The 17,945-nt window shown below is 66.0% G+C and carries 20 protein-coding genes; 8 read left to right on the forward strand and 12 right to left on the reverse strand.

The features are described from left to right. Positions 1 to 3: 3 nt before the first annotated feature. Entirely contained in the window at positions 4 to 201 is a 198-nt protein-coding gene (locus BLQ71_RS20490; RefSeq protein WP_043141026.1) for a hypothetical protein, read from the reverse strand. Positions 202 to 304: 103 nt separating this feature from the next. Then, positions 305 to 1,144, reverse strand: a complete 840-nt coding sequence (locus tag BLQ71_RS20495) for a pseudouridine synthase (protein WP_043141030.1) — start codon at positions 1,142 to 1,144, stop codon at positions 305 to 307. Between the two features lie 108 nt (positions 1,145 to 1,252). Here BLQ71_RS20495 and BLQ71_RS20500 point away from each other — a divergent pair, with 108 nt between their 5' ends. After that, entirely contained in the window at positions 1,253 to 1,702 is a 450-nt protein-coding gene (locus BLQ71_RS20500; protein ID WP_074623067.1) for a nucleoside deaminase, read from the forward strand. A 4-nt stretch (positions 1,703 to 1,706) separates the two neighbouring features. Further along, a complete protein-coding gene (locus BLQ71_RS20505) occupies positions 1,707 to 2,252 on the forward strand; it encodes a pseudouridine synthase (RefSeq protein ID WP_074623068.1) in 546 nt (181 codons plus the stop codon). Between the two features lie 46 nt (positions 2,253 to 2,298). On the opposite strand, the gene BLQ71_RS20510 is transcribed toward BLQ71_RS20505, so the two are convergent. The 5 genes from BLQ71_RS20510 to clpS are packed head-to-tail and all read right to left on the reverse strand — an operon-like array spanning position 2,299 to position 6,263. Beyond that, positions 2,299 to 3,108 (reverse strand): arylamine N-acetyltransferase family protein, encoded by an 810-nt coding sequence (locus tag BLQ71_RS20510; RefSeq protein ID WP_074623069.1) that lies wholly within the window; start codon positions 3,106 to 3,108, stop codon positions 2,299 to 2,301. Between the two features lie 10 nt (positions 3,109 to 3,118). Further along, positions 3,119 to 4,000 carry an oxygen-dependent coproporphyrinogen oxidase gene (gene hemF, locus BLQ71_RS20515; protein WP_074623070.1) on the reverse strand — a complete coding sequence of 294 codons (882 nt, stop codon included), beginning with the start codon at positions 3,998 to 4,000 and terminating at the stop codon, positions 3,119 to 3,121. Positions 4,001 to 4,055: 55 nt separating this feature from the next. Continuing rightward, positions 4,056 to 4,856 carry an SDR family NAD(P)-dependent oxidoreductase gene (locus BLQ71_RS20520; RefSeq protein ID WP_043141041.1) on the reverse strand — a complete coding sequence of 267 codons (801 nt, stop codon included), beginning with the start codon at positions 4,854 to 4,856 and terminating at the stop codon, positions 4,056 to 4,058. A gap of 39 nt (positions 4,857 to 4,895) precedes the next feature. Continuing rightward, the gene (locus tag BLQ71_RS20525) at positions 4,896 to 5,885 is read right to left on the reverse strand and encodes a class I SAM-dependent methyltransferase (protein ID WP_074623071.1); all 990 of its coding nucleotides are present in this window, start codon (positions 5,883 to 5,885) and stop codon (positions 4,896 to 4,898) included. Positions 5,886 to 5,906: 21 nt separating this feature from the next. Beyond that, a complete protein-coding gene (gene clpS / locus BLQ71_RS20530; protein WP_052244451.1) occupies positions 5,907 to 6,263 on the reverse strand; it encodes an ATP-dependent Clp protease adapter ClpS in 357 nt (118 codons plus the stop codon). Between the two features lie 93 nt (positions 6,264 to 6,356). On the opposite strand from clpS, the gene BLQ71_RS20535 reads away from it, so the two are divergent. Together BLQ71_RS20535 and BLQ71_RS20540 are read left to right on the forward strand one after the other, a co-directional pair. After that, positions 6,357 to 7,055 (forward strand): HAD family hydrolase, encoded by a 699-nt coding sequence (locus tag BLQ71_RS20535; protein ID WP_069208255.1) that lies wholly within the window; start codon positions 6,357 to 6,359, stop codon positions 7,053 to 7,055. Positions 7,056 to 7,372: 317 nt separating this feature from the next. Further along, positions 7,373 to 8,866 carry a D-alanyl-D-alanine carboxypeptidase family protein gene (locus BLQ71_RS20540; protein ID WP_074623072.1) on the forward strand — a complete coding sequence of 498 codons (1,494 nt, stop codon included), beginning with the start codon at positions 7,373 to 7,375 and terminating at the stop codon, positions 8,864 to 8,866. Positions 8,867 to 8,942: 76 nt separating this feature from the next. On the opposite strand, the gene BLQ71_RS20545 is transcribed toward BLQ71_RS20540, so the two are convergent. Both BLQ71_RS20545 and rpsU read right to left on the reverse strand, forming a co-directional pair. Next, the gene (locus BLQ71_RS20545; RefSeq protein WP_074623073.1) at positions 8,943 to 10,685 is read right to left on the reverse strand and encodes an alpha/beta hydrolase; all 1,743 of its coding nucleotides are present in this window, start codon (positions 10,683 to 10,685) and stop codon (positions 8,943 to 8,945) included. Positions 10,686 to 10,856: 171 nt separating this feature from the next. Continuing rightward, complete coding sequence (gene rpsU / locus BLQ71_RS20550) at positions 10,857 to 11,063, reverse strand: 30S ribosomal protein S21 (protein ID WP_007818122.1); 207 nt, start codon at positions 11,061 to 11,063, stop codon at positions 10,857 to 10,859. Positions 11,064 to 11,178: 115 nt separating this feature from the next. Between rpsU and BLQ71_RS20555 the strand changes: the two genes are divergently transcribed. Next, complete coding sequence (locus BLQ71_RS20555) at positions 11,179 to 11,859, forward strand: COQ9 family protein (protein ID WP_074623074.1); 681 nt, start codon at positions 11,179 to 11,181, stop codon at positions 11,857 to 11,859. Between the two features lie 105 nt (positions 11,860 to 11,964). Then, positions 11,965 to 12,951, forward strand: a complete 987-nt coding sequence (locus tag BLQ71_RS20560) for an NAD(P)H-quinone oxidoreductase (RefSeq protein ID WP_074623075.1) — start codon at positions 11,965 to 11,967, stop codon at positions 12,949 to 12,951. 100 nt (positions 12,952 to 13,051) lie between these two features. Here the strand turns inward: BLQ71_RS20560 and BLQ71_RS20565 are convergent, their stop codons facing one another. Together BLQ71_RS20565 and hemC are read right to left on the reverse strand one after the other, a co-directional pair. Continuing rightward, the gene (locus BLQ71_RS20565; RefSeq protein ID WP_074623076.1) at positions 13,052 to 13,903 is read right to left on the reverse strand and encodes a DUF2189 domain-containing protein; all 852 of its coding nucleotides are present in this window, start codon (positions 13,901 to 13,903) and stop codon (positions 13,052 to 13,054) included. A 136-nt stretch (positions 13,904 to 14,039) separates the two neighbouring features. Then, positions 14,040 to 14,996: a hydroxymethylbilane synthase gene (gene hemC / locus BLQ71_RS20570; protein WP_074623077.1), complete on the reverse strand. Its 957-nt coding sequence runs from the start codon at positions 14,994 to 14,996 to the stop codon at positions 14,040 to 14,042. A gap of 145 nt (positions 14,997 to 15,141) precedes the next feature. Here hemC and hemE point away from each other — a divergent pair, with 145 nt between their 5' ends. After that, entirely contained in the window at positions 15,142 to 16,170 is a 1,029-nt protein-coding gene (gene hemE, locus BLQ71_RS20575; protein WP_074623078.1) for a uroporphyrinogen decarboxylase, read from the forward strand. Between the two features lie 18 nt (positions 16,171 to 16,188). Here the strand turns inward: hemE and BLQ71_RS20580 are convergent, their stop codons facing one another. Next, the gene (locus BLQ71_RS20580; protein ID WP_069208250.1) at positions 16,189 to 17,250 is read right to left on the reverse strand and encodes a YeeE/YedE family protein; all 1,062 of its coding nucleotides are present in this window, start codon (positions 17,248 to 17,250) and stop codon (positions 16,189 to 16,191) included. A gap of 247 nt (positions 17,251 to 17,497) precedes the next feature. On the opposite strand from BLQ71_RS20580, the gene BLQ71_RS20585 reads away from it, so the two are divergent. After that, complete coding sequence (locus BLQ71_RS20585; RefSeq protein WP_088702475.1) at positions 17,498 to 17,935, forward strand: cupin domain-containing protein; 438 nt, start codon at positions 17,498 to 17,500, stop codon at positions 17,933 to 17,935. Positions 17,936 to 17,945 lie beyond the last annotated feature (10 nt).

The following is a 17,945-nucleotide window of genomic DNA, read 5'->3' on the forward strand; positions in this document are numbered from 1 at the left end:
TCCTCAGGTGTAGCTCATGATGAAGATCATCAGCCAGAGTGCGAAATAGGCGATGTGTCTTATCAACTGCCCGTTCTTCCGTGCGCGACGGGTATAGGTGGCCACCGCGTCGAAGGTGTCGACCGCGACCATGCGCAGGTTCCCAACCACCAGCAGGGCGGAGGCGAGGAGAATCGAAAGGGCTATGAATGTTGTCACCATGAGGACAACATTCGTGCGAAACGGGGCGAAATCGGGGCAAGCGCCGGGAAAAATAAAGAAAAGTTAACGATGGGTGAAGCGAATGCCGCAGCCGGCCCTGTCGTTAACCCTTTCTCGGCTCCCGCCGGCGGCGTTGAACCTGTCGCTTGCCCGGATGCCCGGGCTTGCCGGGTTTGCCCTGTTTCGCGGGCTTGGCCGTGCCCTCCGGCTCGGGCTCCAGTCCCAGTTGATCGCGCAGGATCTTGCGGCGGACTTCCTGCACCTCGCCGGGTTTCATCTGGCCCAGCTGGAACGGCCCGTAGGACACGCGGATCAGCCGGTTCACGGTCAGGCCGATGTCGGTCATGGCGCGGCGGATCTCGCGGTTCTTGCCCTCGCGCAGGCCAACGGTCAGCCAGGCGTTGGCGCCCTGCTGGCGGTCCAGGCTGACCTGCATCGGCTGGAATTTCTGCCCGTCGACCTCGATGCCCTCGCGCAGCGGTTTCAGCACCTCGTCCGTCGGGCGGCCGTTGACGCGGACGCGGTATTTCCGCAGCCACCCGGTCGAGGGCAGTTCCAGCTTGCGCTTGATCGCCCCGTCATTTGTCAGCAGCAGCAATCCCTCGGAGTTGAGGTCGAGCCGTCCGACGCTCATGACGCGGGGCAGATCCTCGGGCAGATCGTCGTAGATCGTGGGCCGTCCCTGTTCGTCGCGCGTGGTCGTCACCAGCCCGGTCGGCTTGTGATACAGCCAAAGCCGCGCGGCTTCGGGAGCCTCCAGCGGAGTGCCGTCGACGGTGACCTTGTCCGCATCGGTGACGTTCAGCGCGGCGCGGTCGATCACCTTGCCGTTCACGGTGACGCGGCCCTCGGCGATCATGCGTTCGGCCTCGCGCCGGCTGGCGCGGCCTGCGCGGGCGATGACCTTGGCGATTCGCTCTCCGGGTGGGGTCTTGTTTTCCATCCACGTCCTTTAGCGCGGCAGCGGGGCCGGGCGAAAGGGCCTTCGAAGGCCCTTTGAAGGTGCTTGCAAGCGCCTTTCCCCCACCCTCCACCCGCGCTAACAGGTGGCATGACATTCCGCAGCCACATGGACACCGCCCTGGAAGAGGCGCAGGCCGCCGCCCGGCGCGGCGAGGTGCCGGTCGGGGCTGTCCTGGTCTCGCCCGGTGGCGAGGTGATCGCGCAGGCAGGCAACCGCACCCGGGAATTGAACGACCCCACCGCCCATGCCGAGGTGCTGGTGATCCGCGCCGGCTGTTCGATGCTGGGGTCCGAACGGTTGCCGGAGCATGATCTTTACGTCACGCTGGAGCCGTGTCCGATGTGCGCCGCGGCAATCGGTTTTGCCCGTATCCGGAGGCTGTACTACGGTGCGTCCGATCCGAAATCCGGCGGCGTGGCGCAGGGGCCGCGGGTGTTTTCCCACCCGCAGTGCCATCACGTGCCGGAAATCTATGATGGCATCGGCGGGGACGCGGCCTCGGGGTTGCTGCGTGACTTCTTTGCGGCGCGGAGGTGAGGGCATGGCGCGCGTGATCCTGTTCAACAAGCCGTTCGGTGTGCTTTCGCAGTTCACCGACAAGGGCAACGCGGACACGCCGCGCGCAACCCTGTCGGATTTCATCGACGTGCCGGGGGTCTATCCGGCGGGCCGGTTGGACCGCGACAGCGAGGGACTATTGGTGCTGACCGACGACGGGCGGCTGCAGGCACGGATCGCCAGTCCGAAATTCAAGCGGCCCAAGACCTACCTCGTGCAGGTCGAGGGCACGCCGGCCACGGATCAGCTTGAGGCGCTGCGCAAGGGCGTCACGCTGAAGGACGGGCCGACCCGTCCGGCGCGCTGCGTGGCGATCGATCCGCCAGACCTCTGGCCGCGCATTCCGCCGGTGAGGTTCCGCAAGACGGTGCCCGACGCCTGGCTGGAGATGACCATCACCGAGGGGCGCAATCGGCAGGTGCGGCGCATGTGCGCCCATGTCGGCCTGCCATGCCTGCGTCTGGTGCGCTGGTCGGTCGGGGACTGGACGCTGGACGGGATCGCGCCGGGAAAATGGCGCGAGGCATGAAGGGCAACCGGCGCAAGGCTCCGGGTCGTGCCCGCCCGGGGCCGGATTACCGGGACGGTGCCGAAAGGAACTGGATGCGGTCCCAGAGGGCCCGAACCGTGGTATCCGGCAGCACGAGGCCCAGCCTGACGCACAGGACGTTGTGCAGGGCTACGGCGCTGGTCAGCAACCGTTTCTCGCCCGCTTCGTTCAACTGTCGGTCCAGCAGGCCCAACGGTATATCCCCGTCATAGCCCTTAACCATGAGGTGATGCGGAAAAGGCGCCTGCGGCCAGTGCGTGCAAAGAAAGTTCCCGGCCTCGATGTCGCTGTCGCTGACATGGGCATCATCGAAGCCGTACAGCGCGAACTCCTCATCGGGCTTGCGCAGGAAAAGCACCCGCTCGCCGGTTCCGGGATCGTCGCGCAGGATATAGCTGCCGTTGGGGGAGGTCTGGGGGCCATTCTCATGCAGCAAGAGTGGCTCTAGCGGAGTTGGTCCGCCAAATCCGGCGTCAGCCAGGTAATCGGTGCCATCGATCCGGCAGATCAACAGGAGATGGGTGCGCGCGCCGCCCTGCGTCGCCCCCTTGCGGACGCGGGCAAGTCGCCGTGTCACGTCGAACCCCAGCGCTTGCAAGGCGTCCTGAAACAGCCGGTTCTGTTCAAAGCAATAGCCGCCACGGCCCCGGTGCAGGATCTTGTCGGCGACTTCTGCAGAGCCTACGCCGGGGGCTATCCCCAGGAAGGGGTCGATGTCCTCGAAGGGAATGCGCCGGATCTGCGCCGATTGCAGCCGGGACAGCCCCTCGACCGTGACCGGCACGTGGCTGATGCGCAGCCGGTCGAGATAGAGGGAGAGGTCGAAACCGCTCACTGTTCGGCGCTCAGACCCATTTCGCCAATGGTGGCAGGCTCATCAGGACGGCATTGGCGTCATGGCCGGTGGCCAACCCGAACTTGGTGCCCCGGTCATAGACCAGGTTGTATTCGGCATAGAGCCCGCGGTGGATCAGCTGGGTGTCCTTGTCATCCTCGGTGCAGGCCTGCACCCGGCGCTTTTCCACCAGCGGCAGGTAGGCGGGCAGAAAGGCGCGGCCGATGTCCTGCGTCAGGGCGAAATCGGCCTCCCAGTCGCCGGTGTTGCGATCGTCCATGAAGATGCCGCCGACGCCGCGCGCCCGGTGGCGGTGGGGGATGTAGAAATACTCGTCCGCCCAGGCCTTCAGCTCGGGGTAGAGCGTGTCTCCGTGCGGATCGAGATGCGCCTTTTGGGTGGCGTGGAAATGGGCAGTGTCTTCATCGTATTCGATGCAGGGGTTCAGGTCGGACCCGCCGCCGAACCACCAGGCGCCGGGGGTCCAGAACATGCGGGTGTTCATGTGGACGGCGGGGCAATGCGGGTTCTGCATGTGGGCGACAAGGCTGATGCCCGAGGCCCAGAAGCGCGGGTCGTTGTCCATGCCGGGCACGCCACGCGCCGCCATCGCCTTTTGCGCGGCCTCGCCCAGGGTGCCGTAGACGGTCGAGACGTTGACGCCGACCTTTTCAAACACGCGTCCGCCGCGCATGACGCTCATCAGTCCGCCGCCCGCGTCTGATCCGTCGTCGGAGGCGCGCTTTGTCTCGGTCACCTCGAAGCGGCCCGGTGCCATGTCAGAGAAGGGGCCTTCGGAATGGCTGTCCTCCAGCCCTTCGAAAGCGGCAACGATCTCGTCGCGCAACTGGCGGAACCAGTTGCTGGCGCGGTCCTTTTCGGTGTCCATCATGCGGTGCTCTCCCTTTTCAGGGATGTCTAGGTCAGCATGGCACGCGCGACAAGCGTCAGTGCGCCGGGGCCGCCACCGGGTCCAGCAGGGTGCGCCCGCCGTCGACCGTCATGATCTGGCCGGTGACAAAGCCCGCGCCCTCGCAGGAAAGAAACTGCACCGACTCGGCCAGTTCGCGCGGGGCGGCGATGCGGCCCAGCGGCGTGTGGTCCTCGATGTCAGAGCGATAGCTCTTGTGCTCGCGCAGCGTGTCCTTGAGGCTGGAGGACATGACCGAACCGAAGGCGACCGCGTTCACGCGGATCCGGTGCGGCGCCAGCGCCACGGCCATCGAGCGGGTCATCTGGTCCAGCGCGGCGCAGGACACGGAATAACCCAGCAGTTCGGGATGCGTGCGGCGCGCGGCGATGGACGACAGGTTGACGATGGCGCCCACCTGTCCCTCTTCCTGTCCCGCCGCCTGCTTGATCATCCGGCGCGAGACCAGCTGGGTCATGCGGTAGGCCGTCGTCAGGTTCTGCGACAGAAGCGTTTCCATCGTGTCATCCTCCAGGTCCAGCGGATCGGAGGTCAGCAGCTGGCGCGAGCCGTTGATCAGGATGTCGACCCGGTCAAAGGCGTCGAGCGTGGCGGAAAGAAGGTTTGCCATTGTCAGGCGTTCGCGCAGGTCGCCGGCAAAGTAGCGGATCGCGCTGTCGTCGTCGGACCCCTTGCATTCCTTGACCAGCTGCGGCTCGTCCATGTCGGCGAGCATGACGTTGGCGCCCTTGTTGGCGAAATGCCGGGCGATGGCCAGGCCCACGCCATTGGCGGCGCCGGTCACGATCGCGGTCTTGCCTTCGATGGAGAAACTCATGGGGGCCTCGTGAGGGTTGTCCGGTCAAGCTAACCGGGTTCAGCGCCGTTGACGAGAGGGGCGTGCGGCCTGAAGGATCTTGAACCGGTTGTCGCCGCCGATTTCGGTGGTTTCGCGGAAACTCTCGGCCAGCGTGGCCTCGTAGGGCAGGTGGCGGTTGGCAACCAGCCAGAGCCGTCCGTGCGGCGCAAGGATGCGGGCGGCAGAGGTGATGAAGGCGCGACCGATGTCCGGATCGGCCTTGCGGCCCTGGTGAAAGGGCGGGTTCATGATGACACCGTCCAGCGCACTGGCAGGCGTCCAGTCCGTTGCATCGGCCCAGTGGAACTGCGCGCGGGCGTCGGTGACGTTTTCGCGCGCGCAATCCAGCGCGGCCTTCTCTGCCTCGACGAGGTGCAGTTCGGTGATAGCCTCACGGGCCAGGATCTGGCGCGACAACCAGCCCCAACCGGCGCCGAGATCGGCAAAACGCCCCTTGAGCGTGGACGGCAAGGCCTTGGCCAGGGCCTGGCTGGCCGGATCGGGGCCGTCGGCGGAAAAGATGCCTGGCGCGGTCAGGTCGCCAGAGGGCAGGCGCGCGGGATCATGCCGCCAGTCCGCCAGATCGGCGCCGCCTTCGAACCACAGGCATTTGCCATGTGCCTTGGACACCTGGCCCAGCAGCGTCACGCGGCCGCGCAGGGCCTTGGCCAGGGCCTCGACCCCGTCGGTCTTGGCGCCGTTGACCACCACCAGCCCACCGGGCGCCAAGGCGCTGGCCCGGGCGATGCGGTCCTCGGCCAGGTCACGGGCGCGGGGTAGGGTCACGATGACCGCGGCATAGGGGCCTTCTGGCTCGGTCTGCACGGCGATGCCGCGCTGTTGCCAGGCGGTGTGATCGGGAAAGAAGGTCTGGATGACCTCGACGCGGGTCGGGTCAAATCCGTCCAGCGCGGCATCTCCGGGCGCGCCAAAGAGGGCAATACGCCCGTCGGCAGGCAGCGAAAGGCCGCCGGAGGCGAGGGCGAAGGAAAGACGATCGGACGACATGGGACGGAAAGGCGCGGGCGCCTATTCCTTCTCCATCGTGCATTGCAGGGGGTGCTGGTGCCGGCGGGCAAAATCCATGACCTGCCCCACCTTGGTCTCGGCGATCTCGTGGCTGAAGACGCCGACCACGGCGACACCCTTCTTGTGGACGGTCAGCATGACCTCGAAGGCCTGCGCATGGGTCATGCCAAAGAACCGTTCCAGCACGTGAACGACGAATTCCATCGGCGTATAATCATCGTTCAGCAGCAGAACCTTGTAGAGCGGCGGGCGCTTGGTCCTGGGCTTGGTCTTCACGGCGATACCGGCGTCGCCCTCGCCGTCATCGGGCGGGGTGCCGGTCATCATGAACGTCCGTGTGAAGTGGGCGTCTGTCATCAGGGCAATCGCGCTTTGGGTTTCCGTCTACGGCCCCTGTATATAGGGTAGGGGGCGTTGGCGAAAAGGGGGCCGTTCGCGGCTGCATACAGGATGCCGAAAAAACTGCAAACAATCGGTTTCGATGCGGACGATACTCTGTGGCACAACGAGCGCTTTTTCGTGCTCACACAAGAGCGATTCGCCGATCTGCTGCGCGACTACGCGGAAAAGGACCACCTGGCCGAACGCCTGATCGAGGCCGAGCGGCGCAATATCGGCCACTACGGATTCGGGGTGAAGGGCTTTGTCCTGTCGATGATCGAGACCGCCATCGAGGTTACGGAGGGGCGGGTGCCGGCCTCTGTCATCTCGGACCTGATGGCGGCGGGGCGCGATATGCTGGCCCATCCGATCGAGCTGTTGCCCCATGCGCAGGAGGCGGTCGAGGCGGTGGCCGATACGCACCGGGTGCTGCTGATCACCAAGGGCGACCTGCTGCACCAGGAACGCAAGCTGGCTCAATCGGGCCTAGGGGACCTTTTTGACGGGGTCGAGATCGTCTCGGACAAGCAGCCCGACACCTATGCGCGCATCTTCGGTGCCCTGCCCGGCGGCGCCGGTGCGGCGATGATGGTGGGCAACTCGATGAAATCGGACGTCGTCCCCGCCATCGCGGCCGGGGCCTGGGGCGTGCATGTCCCGCATGACCTGGCCTGGGCGCTGGAACATGCCGAGCCCCCCGAAGCGCCGCGATTCCGGACCCTGATTGACCTTGGGGACCTTCCCGGCCTCGTTCACGAGATCGGTTGAAAGGGGGGCGACCCGAGTCGCCACATTTCGGCCATATTTCGCCACAGTCCCGCCCCAATGGACGGTCTAGGGGGCGGACCTGTCTTGACCCGCTACATCTAGCGCGTTCACAATGATAAAAACCTATGAATATCAGGGCATTGTCCGCTTCTCTTGAAGCTGTTTTCGTGTTAGCATTCTCTTAACCACGGCTGCGCAAAATGGGGCCGGGACATAAGCAACAACCCCAACCGAAAAATCGGGGGGACGAGGCAGAAAGGCAGTGTATCGTGACGGGACGTCGCAGGCAGTCAGGCCATTGGGGCCTGTATTTCTTCATGTTCGTGTGGCTCATGGTTCTGTTGCCGCTCAGCGTAGCGGCTGCGCCCTATGCAGCCTTGGTGATGGACGCACGCAACGGCAAGGTGCTGCATGCGCAGAATGCCGACACCCGCCTGCATCCCGCCTCCCTGACCAAGATGATGACGCTCTATATCGCCTTCGAGGCGGTGCAGAACGGTGAGCTGACGATGGACACGCTGATCACCGTGTCGCGGAAGGCCGCCGCCGAAGAGCCGTCGAAGCTGGGCCTTCGACCCGGCCAGCAGATCAAGCTACGCTATCTGGTGCGTGCGGCGGCGGTCAAATCCGCCAATGACGCCGCCACGGCCATCGCCGAGGGGATCGAGGGGTCCGAGGCCGCCTTTGCACGCCGTATGAATCGGACTGCCAAGGCGATGGGCATGACGCGCACCACCTTCAAGAACGCCCACGGCCTGACCGAAAGCGGGCACCTGTCGACGGCGCGCGACATGACGATCCTGGGGCAGCATGTGATCTACGACTACCCGCAGTACTACAACCTGTTCTCGCGCAAGACTGCGGATGCAGGTGTGCGCCGGGTGAATCACACCAACTCGCGGCTGCTGAGTTCGTACCGTGGCGCGGACGGCATCAAGACAGGGTACACCCGCGCGGCCGGTTTCAACCTCGTTGCCTCGGCCGAGCGTGGCAGCGAACGGGTGATCGCGACCGTCTTTGGCGGTCGGTCCACTGCCACGCGCAACGCACGAGTGGCCGAACTGCTGGACCTGGGGTTCAAGAAGTCCCCGACCTGGGTGAAAATGCGCACACCGGACCGCCCACCCTACCTTGGCAAGGGGGCTGGCGCTGGTGGTATCGTGGTTGCCAATACCTCTGATCCGGCACCGGGCACGCGCGCCAAGTCGATCCGGGTTGCCTCTGCTGCCGTGACCCGCAGCCTGCGGCCCAAGGCGCGGCCTGGCAGCACGGTAGACCCGGCCAAGGTGGCGCCGCTGGTGGCCTCGGTGGGCAAGGACATCGAGCGCGAGTTGCAGGAGATTGTACTGGCCTCCGATACTGCGCCGGACCCCGCGCCCGACGATCCGGACGTGGTTATCTTGGCCGATGTTACCGATGTGGCGGCGCCAGCGGAATCGAAGAAACCGGTGCAGCGGCCCGCCGCGGTTGCGGCTGCCGCCGCGGTTGCGGCTGCCGCCGCCACGCTCACTTTCAAGGATACGCCGACGCTGGCCCGCAAGGCCGAGGTCGTCACGCGTCTGTCGACCTCGGGCGGGCGGCATTGGGGCATCAACGTGGGCCGTTTCCCGAACGAGTACCTGGCGCAGAAGATGCTGTTGAAGACCGGGCTCACGGAAACCGCGACTCTGGATGACGCACTGCGCAAGGTGGTGCGGGGCAAGACCGGCTTTGATGCGATGTTCATGGGAATGACGCGCGACGGGGCGGAACTGGCCTGTCGCCGGCTTCAGGCACGTCAGATGACCTGCTTCATGGTCGGGCCCAGCTGACCCGTCGGGGCGTTAACCGAACAGAAGAAAGGCGGCTGCACCGGGAGGTGCAGCCGCCTTTTTGATGTCCGCAGGTTCAGCGGACCGCGTCCAGGATCTGGTCGAGTACACTCATGACCCGTTCGACGCGGCTTTCCTCGGACAGGAGATCGGCGACGAGGGTGCGCAGTTCGTTGCTGGTCCGCAGGTGGCGGGACTGGGCGTAGGAAATGACGCCAATCAGGTCGTTCGAGGGGCAGACCCCTTCGCGGTACTCCCAGACGGTGCCGTCGCGCGCAGGACGCGCCTGCAACCCGCAGCGGCGTTCCGGCGGCACGTCGCGCCAGAACAGCGTCATGATGTCGACCAAGGCCGAACTGTCGTTCGAAAAGTAGTTGTGCGCCAGCATGTCGTCGCCCAGCGAGGTCATGTCGATGCTGTCGAAGGCCGGGTGTGCCAGGATCACGTCCCCGCCCAGCCCGGCGCGGGGGGCAGATCCGTGCAGCTTGCCCGAGGAGACCAGCGCCCAGTCCGTGGACGAGGCATAGAGCGTCATGCGCTGTGCCAGCGGCGCAAAGGTGCCCGCCATCGCGCCGAACAGCTCTGCGTCGACGTCGGGGGCGGCAAACATCACCTGGTCGAGGATCGGCTGGTCGCCGGGTCGGGCATCGCGGCGCAGGGCCATGATCTCCAGCGCGTCGGTCAGGGCGCGGTTGCCCATCGAATGCGCGACGACGTTGATCGAGCGCGCGCCGGAGCGCAGCACCAGGTCTTCGAGAAAGCGGGCGAGGCGGCGGCCAGACAGCCGCACGACGGCGGCGTCGGCGTTATAACCGATGGTCGTGTCGCGCGAGGGCCAGGAATACAGCACCGGAACCGTGCCGTTGCCCATGTCGTGCACCACCTGGGCCGTGCGCTGGGCGGCATATTCGAAACTGGTGTTGTAGCCATGGATGAAGACCAGCAGATCGCGCTGGCCGTCCTCCTCGAACTCGTCCTGCAGGCGGCCATAGAAACTGTCGGGATCGACCGGTTCGACCGATTTCAGCAGGATGTGCTTGGACGGGTTGGCGCGGAATTCCAGCCGCCAGATCGAGGGTTTCTCGACCTGTCCGGCGACGTGGATGTTGGGGATCGTGACCGTGGCAATCCCAAGTTCCAGCCGGTCGCCGCGTTCGCCGCCATAGAACCGGGCGGGATGCGAATCGCCACTGCGGGCACGGTCGGTGGCATAATAGACATCGACCGCGTGGAATCCGTCGTCATCACCGGCAAACGATGTCTCGAGCGACGGCGAAGCCAGCGCCTCGAGCGCGGCGCGCGCCCGGTCGGCGGCGTCGTCGTCTCCCATCAGTTCCGTCAGTCGCACGAGTTCGGCATAGAGATCGCGCAGCACCGCATCGCTGCGGCCGGTTTCCTCCTCGGCGGTGATGGCGGCCTCGATCATCGTGCGGGCCGAGCTGATCGCGCCCTGCGCCTCGTAGGCTTTGGCGGCCTTGATGAAGGCGGGCACCGGGTCCTCGCCCAGTTCGGTCCGGGCAAAGGCCCGGGTGCGGGCGAGGTCGGCCCAGGCGTCGGCGGCCTGGACATAGCCCAGCCCGTCCAGCAGGTCGGCCCGCAGCTGCATCAGGTCGACCAGGATGCGGATATTCGGTGGGGTGCCCAGGACAATCGGGTCTCTCAGGGCGATATCGACCTGCTGCAGGGCCTGGAACGGATCGGTTCCGGCCAGCGCGTCCAGCGCGATGACCCGGCTGATGTCCTGCGCCCGGCCAGGTGCCGGCACGGCTGTCAGGCTTGCGAGAAAAGCCAGGAATACGAAACGGGTAAACTGTGTCATCGTCCCCTCACGGGCATAGAGAGTCCATCTTGCGATGATTATGATGCCTTGGGGGGCTGGAACAAGGTGGGGAATACCCGCGCTTGTCCGTTGCGGACATGAGGCCGTCCCAAAAAGAAAACCCCCGCGAGCGGGTCGCAGGGGTTCGTGTCTCAAATTGCGTTCGGTCGCTTACAGCAGCCCTTCGCGCTGGGCCTTTTTGCGCGCCAGCTTGCGGGCGCGGCGAATCGCCTCGGCCTTTTCACGGGCTTTCTTCTCGGAGGGTTTCTCGAAATGCTGCCGAAGCTTCATTTCGCGGAACACGCCTTCGCGCTGCAGCTTTTTCTTCAGGGCGCGGAGCGCCTGATCGACATTGTTGTCGCGAACACTGACCTGCATGTGGTTGTCACCACCTTTCTAGATTTGAGTTGCAAGGAGAATTGCAGGAGGTGGCCGTATAGCAACCGCTGGCCTAGTTGTCTAGAGTAACGCCGCAACGAGAGGAACCCGTTCCATGCCCGACACAGCAGACAAGATTCTGGACGCCGCCTTGATGCACGTGCCCTTCGACGGCTGGTCCGAAACGAGCTTTCGTGCCGCGGTTTCCGACGCCGGGGTGGACCCGGTGGTCGCCCGTGGCCTGTTCCCGCGCGGAGCGGTGGATCTGGCCGTCGCCTATCACAAGCGCGGCGATGCCGAGATGCTGCAGCGGATCGAGGCGGCAGACCTGGACAAGATGCGATTTCGCGATCGCGTGGCCTTTGCGGTGCGCGCCCGGATCGAGGCCGCCGAGGACCGCGAGGCGGTGCGGCGGGGGACGACCCTGTTTGCCTTGCCGATCTACGCGCCCGATGGCGCCCGGCTGATCTGGGGCACGGCGGATGCGATCTGGACCGCGCTGGGGGACACCTCGCGCGATTTCAACTGGTACACCAAGCGGGCGACGCTCTCGGGCGTCTATTCGTCGACCGTGCTGTACTGGCTGGGCGACGATTCGCTGGACAACGAGGCGACCTGGGCCTTCCTGGATCGCCGGATCGAGGACGTGATGCGCTTTGAAAAGGCCAAGGCGCAAGTGCGTGGAAACCGTCTATTGAGTGGTTTGATGGCTGGCCCGGCAAAGATCCTGGAAAGAGTGCAGGCGCCGGCGCGCGATGGCTCGGACCTGCCGGGGGGACATCCCTTTCCCCGCTGACCTGGCGGCCCTGCCGCGCGCAATCGGCGCAGGGGGTGGCACGGGAAACCGCTTTGCCACCCCGGCCCTGCTTGCTACCAAATCCGCAAACAGGGAGGCTGAACCATGACAGAAACCATGCGCGCGATCGAGATCACCGAGCCGGGCGGGCCGGAGGTACTGAAACCGACAAGCCGACCTATGCCGCAGCCGGCGGCAGGACAGGTGGTGCTCAAGGTCGCCTATGCCGGGGTCAACCGCCCCGACGCGCTGCAACGCGCCGGCAGCTACGCGCCGCCTCCCGGCGCCTCGGACCTGCCGGGACTTGAGGCCTCGGGCGAGGTGGTGGCACTGGGCGCAGGTGTTGATTCCCTCTCGCTTGGCGACAAGGTCTGTGCGTTGCTGCCCGGCGGCGGTTACGCGGAATATGTCGCCACGCCCGCCGCGCATTGCTTGCCGGTGCCGAAGGGTATGGGCATGAAAGAGGCGGCTTGCCTTCCGGAAACCTTCTTCACCGTCTGGTCGAACGTCTTTCAACGTGGCGGATTGCAGGCTGGCGAGCGGTTCCTCGTCCACGGTGGTTCCAGCGGAATCGGGACGACGGCGATCCAGCTTGCCCATCATTTCGGGGCGCGGGTCTTTGCCACCGCTGGGTCCGAGGCCAAGTGCAAGGCCTGCCTGGACCTGGGCGCGGACCGGGCGATCAACTACCGGGACGAGGATTTCGTATCGGTGATGAAGGAGGAAGGCGGCGCCAACCTGATCCTCGACATGGTGGGGGGCGACTACCTGCCGCGCAACGTCAAATCGCTGGCCGAGGATGGACGCCTGGTGCAGATCGCCTTTCTGCAGGGCCCCAAGGTCGAGTTGAACTTTGCCCTTGTCATGGTGCGGCGCCTGACCATCACCGGCAGTACCCTGCGCCCGCAAAGCGACCTGGCCAAGGCGCGTATCGCCGAGAGCCTGCGGGAGAAGGTCTGGCCCTTGCTGGATGCGGGCAAGGTGGCGCCTGTGATGGACAGCGAGTTTCCGATGGACCAGGCCGCCGAGGCGCACGCGCGAATGGAAAGCTCGGGCCACATCGGCAAAATCGTGTTGAAGGTGAGCGGGTAAGGGGGCGCTGCCCCCTCTTGGCCGCTGGCCAATTCACCCCCTGAGGTATTTTCGGCCCAAAGAAGCAGGGGCGCGGCACTGCTGTGCGCCCCTTTTGGGATCAGGCGACCGCGCGGCGGTATAGGTGCCAGGTGGCGTGGCCCAAGACAGGCAGGACGATCACCAGTCCGATCAGGGCGGGAATGCTGCCCACCACCAGGCCCAGGGTCACGATGGCCCCCCAGGTCAGGATCACGCGCGGGTTTTCCCGGGTGACCCGGATCGAGGTCAGCACTGCCACGGGCAGGCCCACTGCGCGGTCCAGCAGGAGCGGGAAGGAGACCACGCTGGTGGCCAGGACGGCCAGCGCAAAGACCCCGCCGATGGCACAGCCCAGGACGATCATCACCAGTCCGGGGCCGGTTGCGAGGCCGCCGAGGAAGGTGCCGATGGAGGCCGGGGCCTCTGGCCCAAGCGTGGCGCCGTAGAGGTGCCCGGCCACCACCAGCCACAGGCAGAAGATCACCGCCAGGTAGATCCCCATGACAAGGATCGAGGCGAAGCGCGGGCTTTCCACCACCTTGAGCGCGCCGAGCCAGCCGATTTCCTCGCCCTGTTCACGGCGGCGGCTGATTTCATAGACCCCCACCGCCGAAACCGGCCCCAGCAGCGCAAAGCCGGCAATCAGCGGAAAGATTAGCGGGACGAGGTCCATGTTGAGTGCGGCTAGCGCCAGGACGATGCCGATGACCGGGTAGAGCAGCACCAGGAACATCACGTCGGTCCGGCATTGCTGGAAATCGTGCCACCCGGCAGACAGGGCCTCTCGCAGGTCCTGGTTGGTCAACTGGCGGGTGCGGGGCGGGGTGGTATCCTCGCTGCCGAGGGCCTGGGCCGAGTCCGCCGCGTGGCGTCCGGCGAGGCCGAAGGCACTGGCCAGCCAGGTTCCGGGATTTCCGATGGTCTGAGGCATGAGTCCTCTCCTCTTGGCGATGATCGCGCCAACCGGAGGGCCCGCCGCGCGGCGACGGGAAGGCCGGCCGAACGCGCTATTGCGTCAAAAGGTAGCACAGTTGCCGTGATTTTCCCATCACGGTCACGAGAGGGTGTCAGAGTTTGTGGTCGAAGAACCCGTCGCCTGCGCGCGACAGCAGGTCAGCCGCCAAGCTGCGGCCCAGCTCGGCGCCCTGCGCCACCGGGCCGGTGATCTCGCCCGCGTGGGCCTCGGAGCCGTCGGTCTTCAGGATTTCGCCGCGCAGGCGCAGGCTGTCGCCGTCCAGTTCCGCCAGCGCCGCGATGGGCGTCTCGCAGGAGCCGTCGAGCGCGGCGAGGAAGGCGCGTTCGGCGTTCAGCCGCAGGGCGGTCGTCGCATCATGGATGGCCGCCAGCATGTCACGCGCGCGGGTGTCGTCGCTGCGGCGTTCGATGCCGATGGCGCCCTGGGCAACGGCGGGCAGCATGTCCTCGGGGGCGATGGCGGTTTGCGGCACTTCGGTCATGCCGAGGCGGTTCAGCCCGGCACAGGCCAGGAAGGTGGCGCGCGCCACGCCGTCGTGCAGCTTCTTCAGCCGGGTCTGCAGGTTGCCGCGGAACTCGACCACGGTCAGGTCGGGGCGGCGGTGCAGCAATTGCGCCCGGCGCCGCAGCGAAGAGGTGCCGACCACGGCGCCTTCGGGCAGGTCGTGGATCGAGGAGAACTCGGGGCAGATGAAGGCGTCGCGCACGTCCTCGCGCGGCAGGTAGCAGTCCAGCACCAGCCCCTCGGGCTGTTCGGTGGGCATGTCCTTCATCGAATGCACGGCCAGGTCGATCATGCCCGCCAGCATCGCCTCTTCGATTTCCTTGGTGAACAGGCCCTTGTTGCCGATCTCTTTCAGCGGGCGGTCGGCATCGATCAGGCTGCGGTCGTCGCCGGTGGTCTTGATGACCACGATTTCAAAGGCGTCCAGCGGCAGATCGAAGGCGGCGGCAAGCCGTTGCTGGGTCTCATGCGCCTGGGCCAGCGCCAGGGGAGAGCCGCGGGTGCCGAGTTTCAGCGGGGAGTGGGGCGTGGGCAGATCGGTCATGGCAAAGGGTTAGCGCGCTGCGTGAGGAAAGGAAACGGGATTTGCGGGCGCCGGCATGCGTCACGCGCGCCCGCTCCGTCAAGGCGGCTTGACACCGGCGGGCCCGCATCGGACCAAGGCCCCCGGACCTGGAGGAGCGAAAGCGATGACCAAGACGATCTTGCGTGCCCTTGCGGGCGAGACCCTGCCGACGCCGCCGATCTGGATGATGCGGCAGGCGGGTCGCTACCTGCCGGAGTACAAGGCGACGCGGGCCGAGGCGGGGGATTTCCTGTCGCTCTGCTACAACCCCGACCTGGCGACCGAGGTGACCTTGCAGCCGATCCGGCGGTACGGGTTCGATGCGGCGATCCTCTTTGCCGACATCCTGCTGCTGCCGCAGGCGCTGGGTATGGACCTGTGGTTCGTCACCGGCGAGGGACCGCGCCTGTCGACCATCACCAGCGATGCGGAGTTCGACAAGCTGGGCCGGGGAGAGATGATCCACGACACGCTGAACCCGGTTTACCAAACGGTGCGGAACCTGTCGTCGGCGCTGCCCTCCGAGACCACGCTGATCGGGTTCGCGGGTGCGCCCTGGACGGTGGCGACCTACATGATCGCGGGCAAGGGCACCAAGGACCAGGGCCCTGCGCATGCATTGAAGGCCGAGAACCGGGCACTGTTCGAAAAGATCATCGACCGGCTGACCGAGGCGACCATCGACTACCTGTCCGAGCAGGTGAAAGCCGGGGCCGAGGTGGTCAAGATCTTCGACAGCTGGGCGGGGTCGCTGCAGGGCGAGGATTTCGACCGCTATTGCACCGCGCCCGCGCGGACCATCACGCAGGAACTGAAAAGCCGTTTCCCGGGGCTGCCAGTCATCGCCTTCCCGCGCCAGGCGGGAGAGAAATATGTCGGGTTCCACGCCGCGACAGGCGCGGATTGCGTGGCCGTTGACGACAGCGTGACGCCGGAATGGGCGGCGGAAAACGTGCAGGTTTCGGGCTGTGTTCAGGGCAACCTGGCCTCGTCGCACATGGTGACGGGCGGTCAGGCGCTGGTGGATGAAACGCGGCGCGTGGTCGAGGCTTTCCGAAAAGGGCCGCATATCTTCAACTTGGGCCACGGGATCACGCCGGACGCGGACCCCGAGAACGTGCAGTTGATGATCGACACGGTTCGGGGGATGTAAGGGGCGACTGCGCCTGTCTCAGACATGCGCGGGTTGGCCGCGTCCGCCAAGGATGACGTCCATGCTCATCCCGCCGACCCACATGCAGAACAGCGCCAGCCAGGCGGTGCCGGCAAAGATCGACCCGCCGGACACGCCGGCGCCGATGGCGCAGCCGCCGGCCAGCATCCCGCCAAACCCCATCAGCACGGCGCCGATCATCGCGTTGCGCATCGGTGTCGGGCCTTCGAATCCCTGGAACTTCAGCTCTTTGCTGACCAGGGCGGCCAGGAAGGATCCCAGAACCACCCCGGGCACCAGCCCGATGTCGAATTCCAGCACCGAATTGCGGTCGAGGAAGAACATCAGCGTGTTGGCCGAAGGGCCGGTGAAGGTCAGGCTTTCGATCTGGACCGGCTCGAAGGCCACCTGGCTCAGCGCATGGGTCAGCCCATAGCCCACGGCGGCAGCGAACCCGACGCCGGAGGCAAACACCAGTCGCGAAAAGCCGATCCGGTTGCGGCGGCTGAGCTCCAGCGCCAGGAGCGCGATGGCAAGCCCGATCACAAGCCCGGCCTCGCGCGGCAGGTGCAGCGCGGCCAGCAGGTCCATGTTGCGGCCGCCGGAGGTGATCCACATCGCGGCCAGCCGGTCGCGCAGGGGGGCCAGCCAGCCGGTCAGCGACATCTGCGCCACCACGGCAAAGATCAGCCCGGACACGACCGAACGCAGGTTGCCCGTCGCCGCCAGCACCAGCAGGCGCCCGGAACAGCCTCGCGCCAAGACCATGCCCGCGCCGAACAGCAGCCCGCCGATGATCGCGCCGGACCAGCTGCCCGGAACCGCCATCATGCGCGCCTCTGACGTTTCCAGCAGGCCGAGGATCTGCGCCCCCTGTACCCAGACCACGGCGGTGGAAAAGGTCAGCAGCCAGACGGCGACCTTGTCTTTCATCATGCCACGGGCAAACTCGACCGTGGCCGCCCGCAGGCAGAACCGGGACCGCTGGGCCGCGACGCCGAAGATCACACCGGTGATCAGTCCAAAGAGCGCCGCCGTCGGGTTCTCTCCGATCCGGTCGATCAGGGGGACGATATCCATGCCAGTGCCTCCGCGCGCGTGATGCGCCGTGTGATGCACCGGAACGGGCCGGAGTTGCCTTGATACAGATCATGAAAGTGGAATGTCGCGCGGCGATGGTGGCGGCCGTGCGGGTTGTCCACAGGCGACAGCCCTGTCGCAAACTGGCCTCCCCGTCGCGACAGAACGCGGTCGCAGCGGGGACAGCGGCCCCGGGTGCGATTCGGGCATGGTTGATGGCACACCCGTGCGCAAGAGGAGAGGCGTCATGGACTTCGACATGGATTTCGCCAACGAGATGATGATGGCCGTGGCGAGGCTGCCGGTTGTCGCCAACGCGGACCACGCCCCGCTGGAAGGCGGAGAGGATCCGGCCTTTGGCACCGTGCGCTGGCGGACCCTGTTTTCCGCCGACAAGACCTCGACCTCGGGCATGGTGATGGGCGTGGCGGAATTCGGTCCCGCCGGCACCCTGCTGCCGCATCGTCACAGCCCCGCCGAGATCTATTTCGGTCTCGAAGGATCGGGCATCGTGACCATCGACGGGGTGCAACATGAATTGACGCCGGGCACCGCGCTTTATATCCCCGAGGACGCCGAGCATGACACCGTTGCCGGGGCTGCGGGGCTGCGGTTCCTCTACGTCTTTGCAAAGGACCGTTTCGCAGAGGTGGAATACCGGTTCTCGGCGGCGCAGGCGGTCTGAACCTCACGGG

The organism is Antarctobacter albus, assembly GCF_900101505.1.
In the GTDB taxonomy this organism is placed as follows: Bacteria; Pseudomonadota; Alphaproteobacteria; order Rhodobacterales; family Rhodobacteraceae; genus Antarctobacter; species Antarctobacter albus.

Excerpts from the sequence above, each read along its gene's own strand:
- BLQ71_RS20520 (WP_043141041.1), bottom strand. The coding sequence starts at position 4,856 with ATGAGTTTCTCCATCGAAGGCAAGACCGCGATCGTGACCGGCGCCGCC.
- BLQ71_RS20580 (WP_069208250.1), bottom strand. The coding sequence starts at position 17,250 with ATGGATATCGTCCCCCTGATCGACCGGATCGGAGAGAACCCGACGGCG.
- BLQ71_RS20560 (WP_074623075.1), top strand. The coding sequence starts at position 11,965 with ATGACAGAAACCATGCGCGCGATCGAGATCACCGAGCCGGGCGGGCCG.
- BLQ71_RS20555 (WP_074623074.1), top strand. The coding sequence starts at position 11,179 with ATGCCCGACACAGCAGACAAGATTCTGGACGCCGCCTTGATGCACGTG.
- BLQ71_RS20500 (WP_074623067.1), top strand. The coding sequence starts at position 1,253 with ATGACATTCCGCAGCCACATGGACACCGCCCTGGAAGAGGCGCAGGCC.
- hemF (WP_074623070.1), bottom strand. The coding sequence starts at position 4,000 with ATGATGGACACCGAAAAGGACCGCGCCAGCAACTGGTTCCGCCAGTTG.
- BLQ71_RS20495 (WP_043141030.1), bottom strand. The coding sequence starts at position 1,144 with ATGGAAAACAAGACCCCACCCGGAGAGCGAATCGCCAAGGTCATCGCC.
- BLQ71_RS20540 (WP_074623072.1), top strand. The coding sequence starts at position 7,373 with ATGTTCGTGTGGCTCATGGTTCTGTTGCCGCTCAGCGTAGCGGCTGCG.
- BLQ71_RS20490 (WP_043141026.1), bottom strand. The coding sequence starts at position 201 with ATGGTGACAACATTCATAGCCCTTTCGATTCTCCTCGCCTCCGCCCTG.
- BLQ71_RS20565 (WP_074623076.1), bottom strand. The coding sequence starts at position 13,903 with ATGCCTCAGACCATCGGAAATCCCGGAACCTGGCTGGCCAGTGCCTTC.
- hemE (WP_074623078.1), top strand. The coding sequence starts at position 15,142 with ATGACCAAGACGATCTTGCGTGCCCTTGCGGGCGAGACCCTGCCGACG.
- clpS (WP_052244451.1), bottom strand. The coding sequence starts at position 6,263 with ATGACAGACGCCCACTTCACACGGACGTTCATGATGACCGGCACCCCG.
- BLQ71_RS20535 (WP_069208255.1), top strand. The coding sequence starts at position 6,357 with ATGCCGAAAAAACTGCAAACAATCGGTTTCGATGCGGACGATACTCTG.
- rpsU (WP_007818122.1), bottom strand. The coding sequence starts at position 11,063 with ATGCAGGTCAGTGTTCGCGACAACAATGTCGATCAGGCGCTCCGCGCC.
- BLQ71_RS20585 (WP_088702475.1), top strand. The coding sequence starts at position 17,498 with ATGGACTTCGACATGGATTTCGCCAACGAGATGATGATGGCCGTGGCG.
- BLQ71_RS20545 (WP_074623073.1), bottom strand. The coding sequence starts at position 10,685 with ATGACACAGTTTACCCGTTTCGTATTCCTGGCTTTTCTCGCAAGCCTG.
- BLQ71_RS20505 (WP_074623068.1), top strand. The coding sequence starts at position 1,707 with ATGGCGCGCGTGATCCTGTTCAACAAGCCGTTCGGTGTGCTTTCGCAG.
- hemC (WP_074623077.1), bottom strand. The coding sequence starts at position 14,996 with ATGACCGATCTGCCCACGCCCCACTCCCCGCTGAAACTCGGCACCCGC.
- BLQ71_RS20525 (WP_074623071.1), bottom strand. The coding sequence starts at position 5,885 with ATGTCGTCCGATCGTCTTTCCTTCGCCCTCGCCTCCGGCGGCCTTTCG.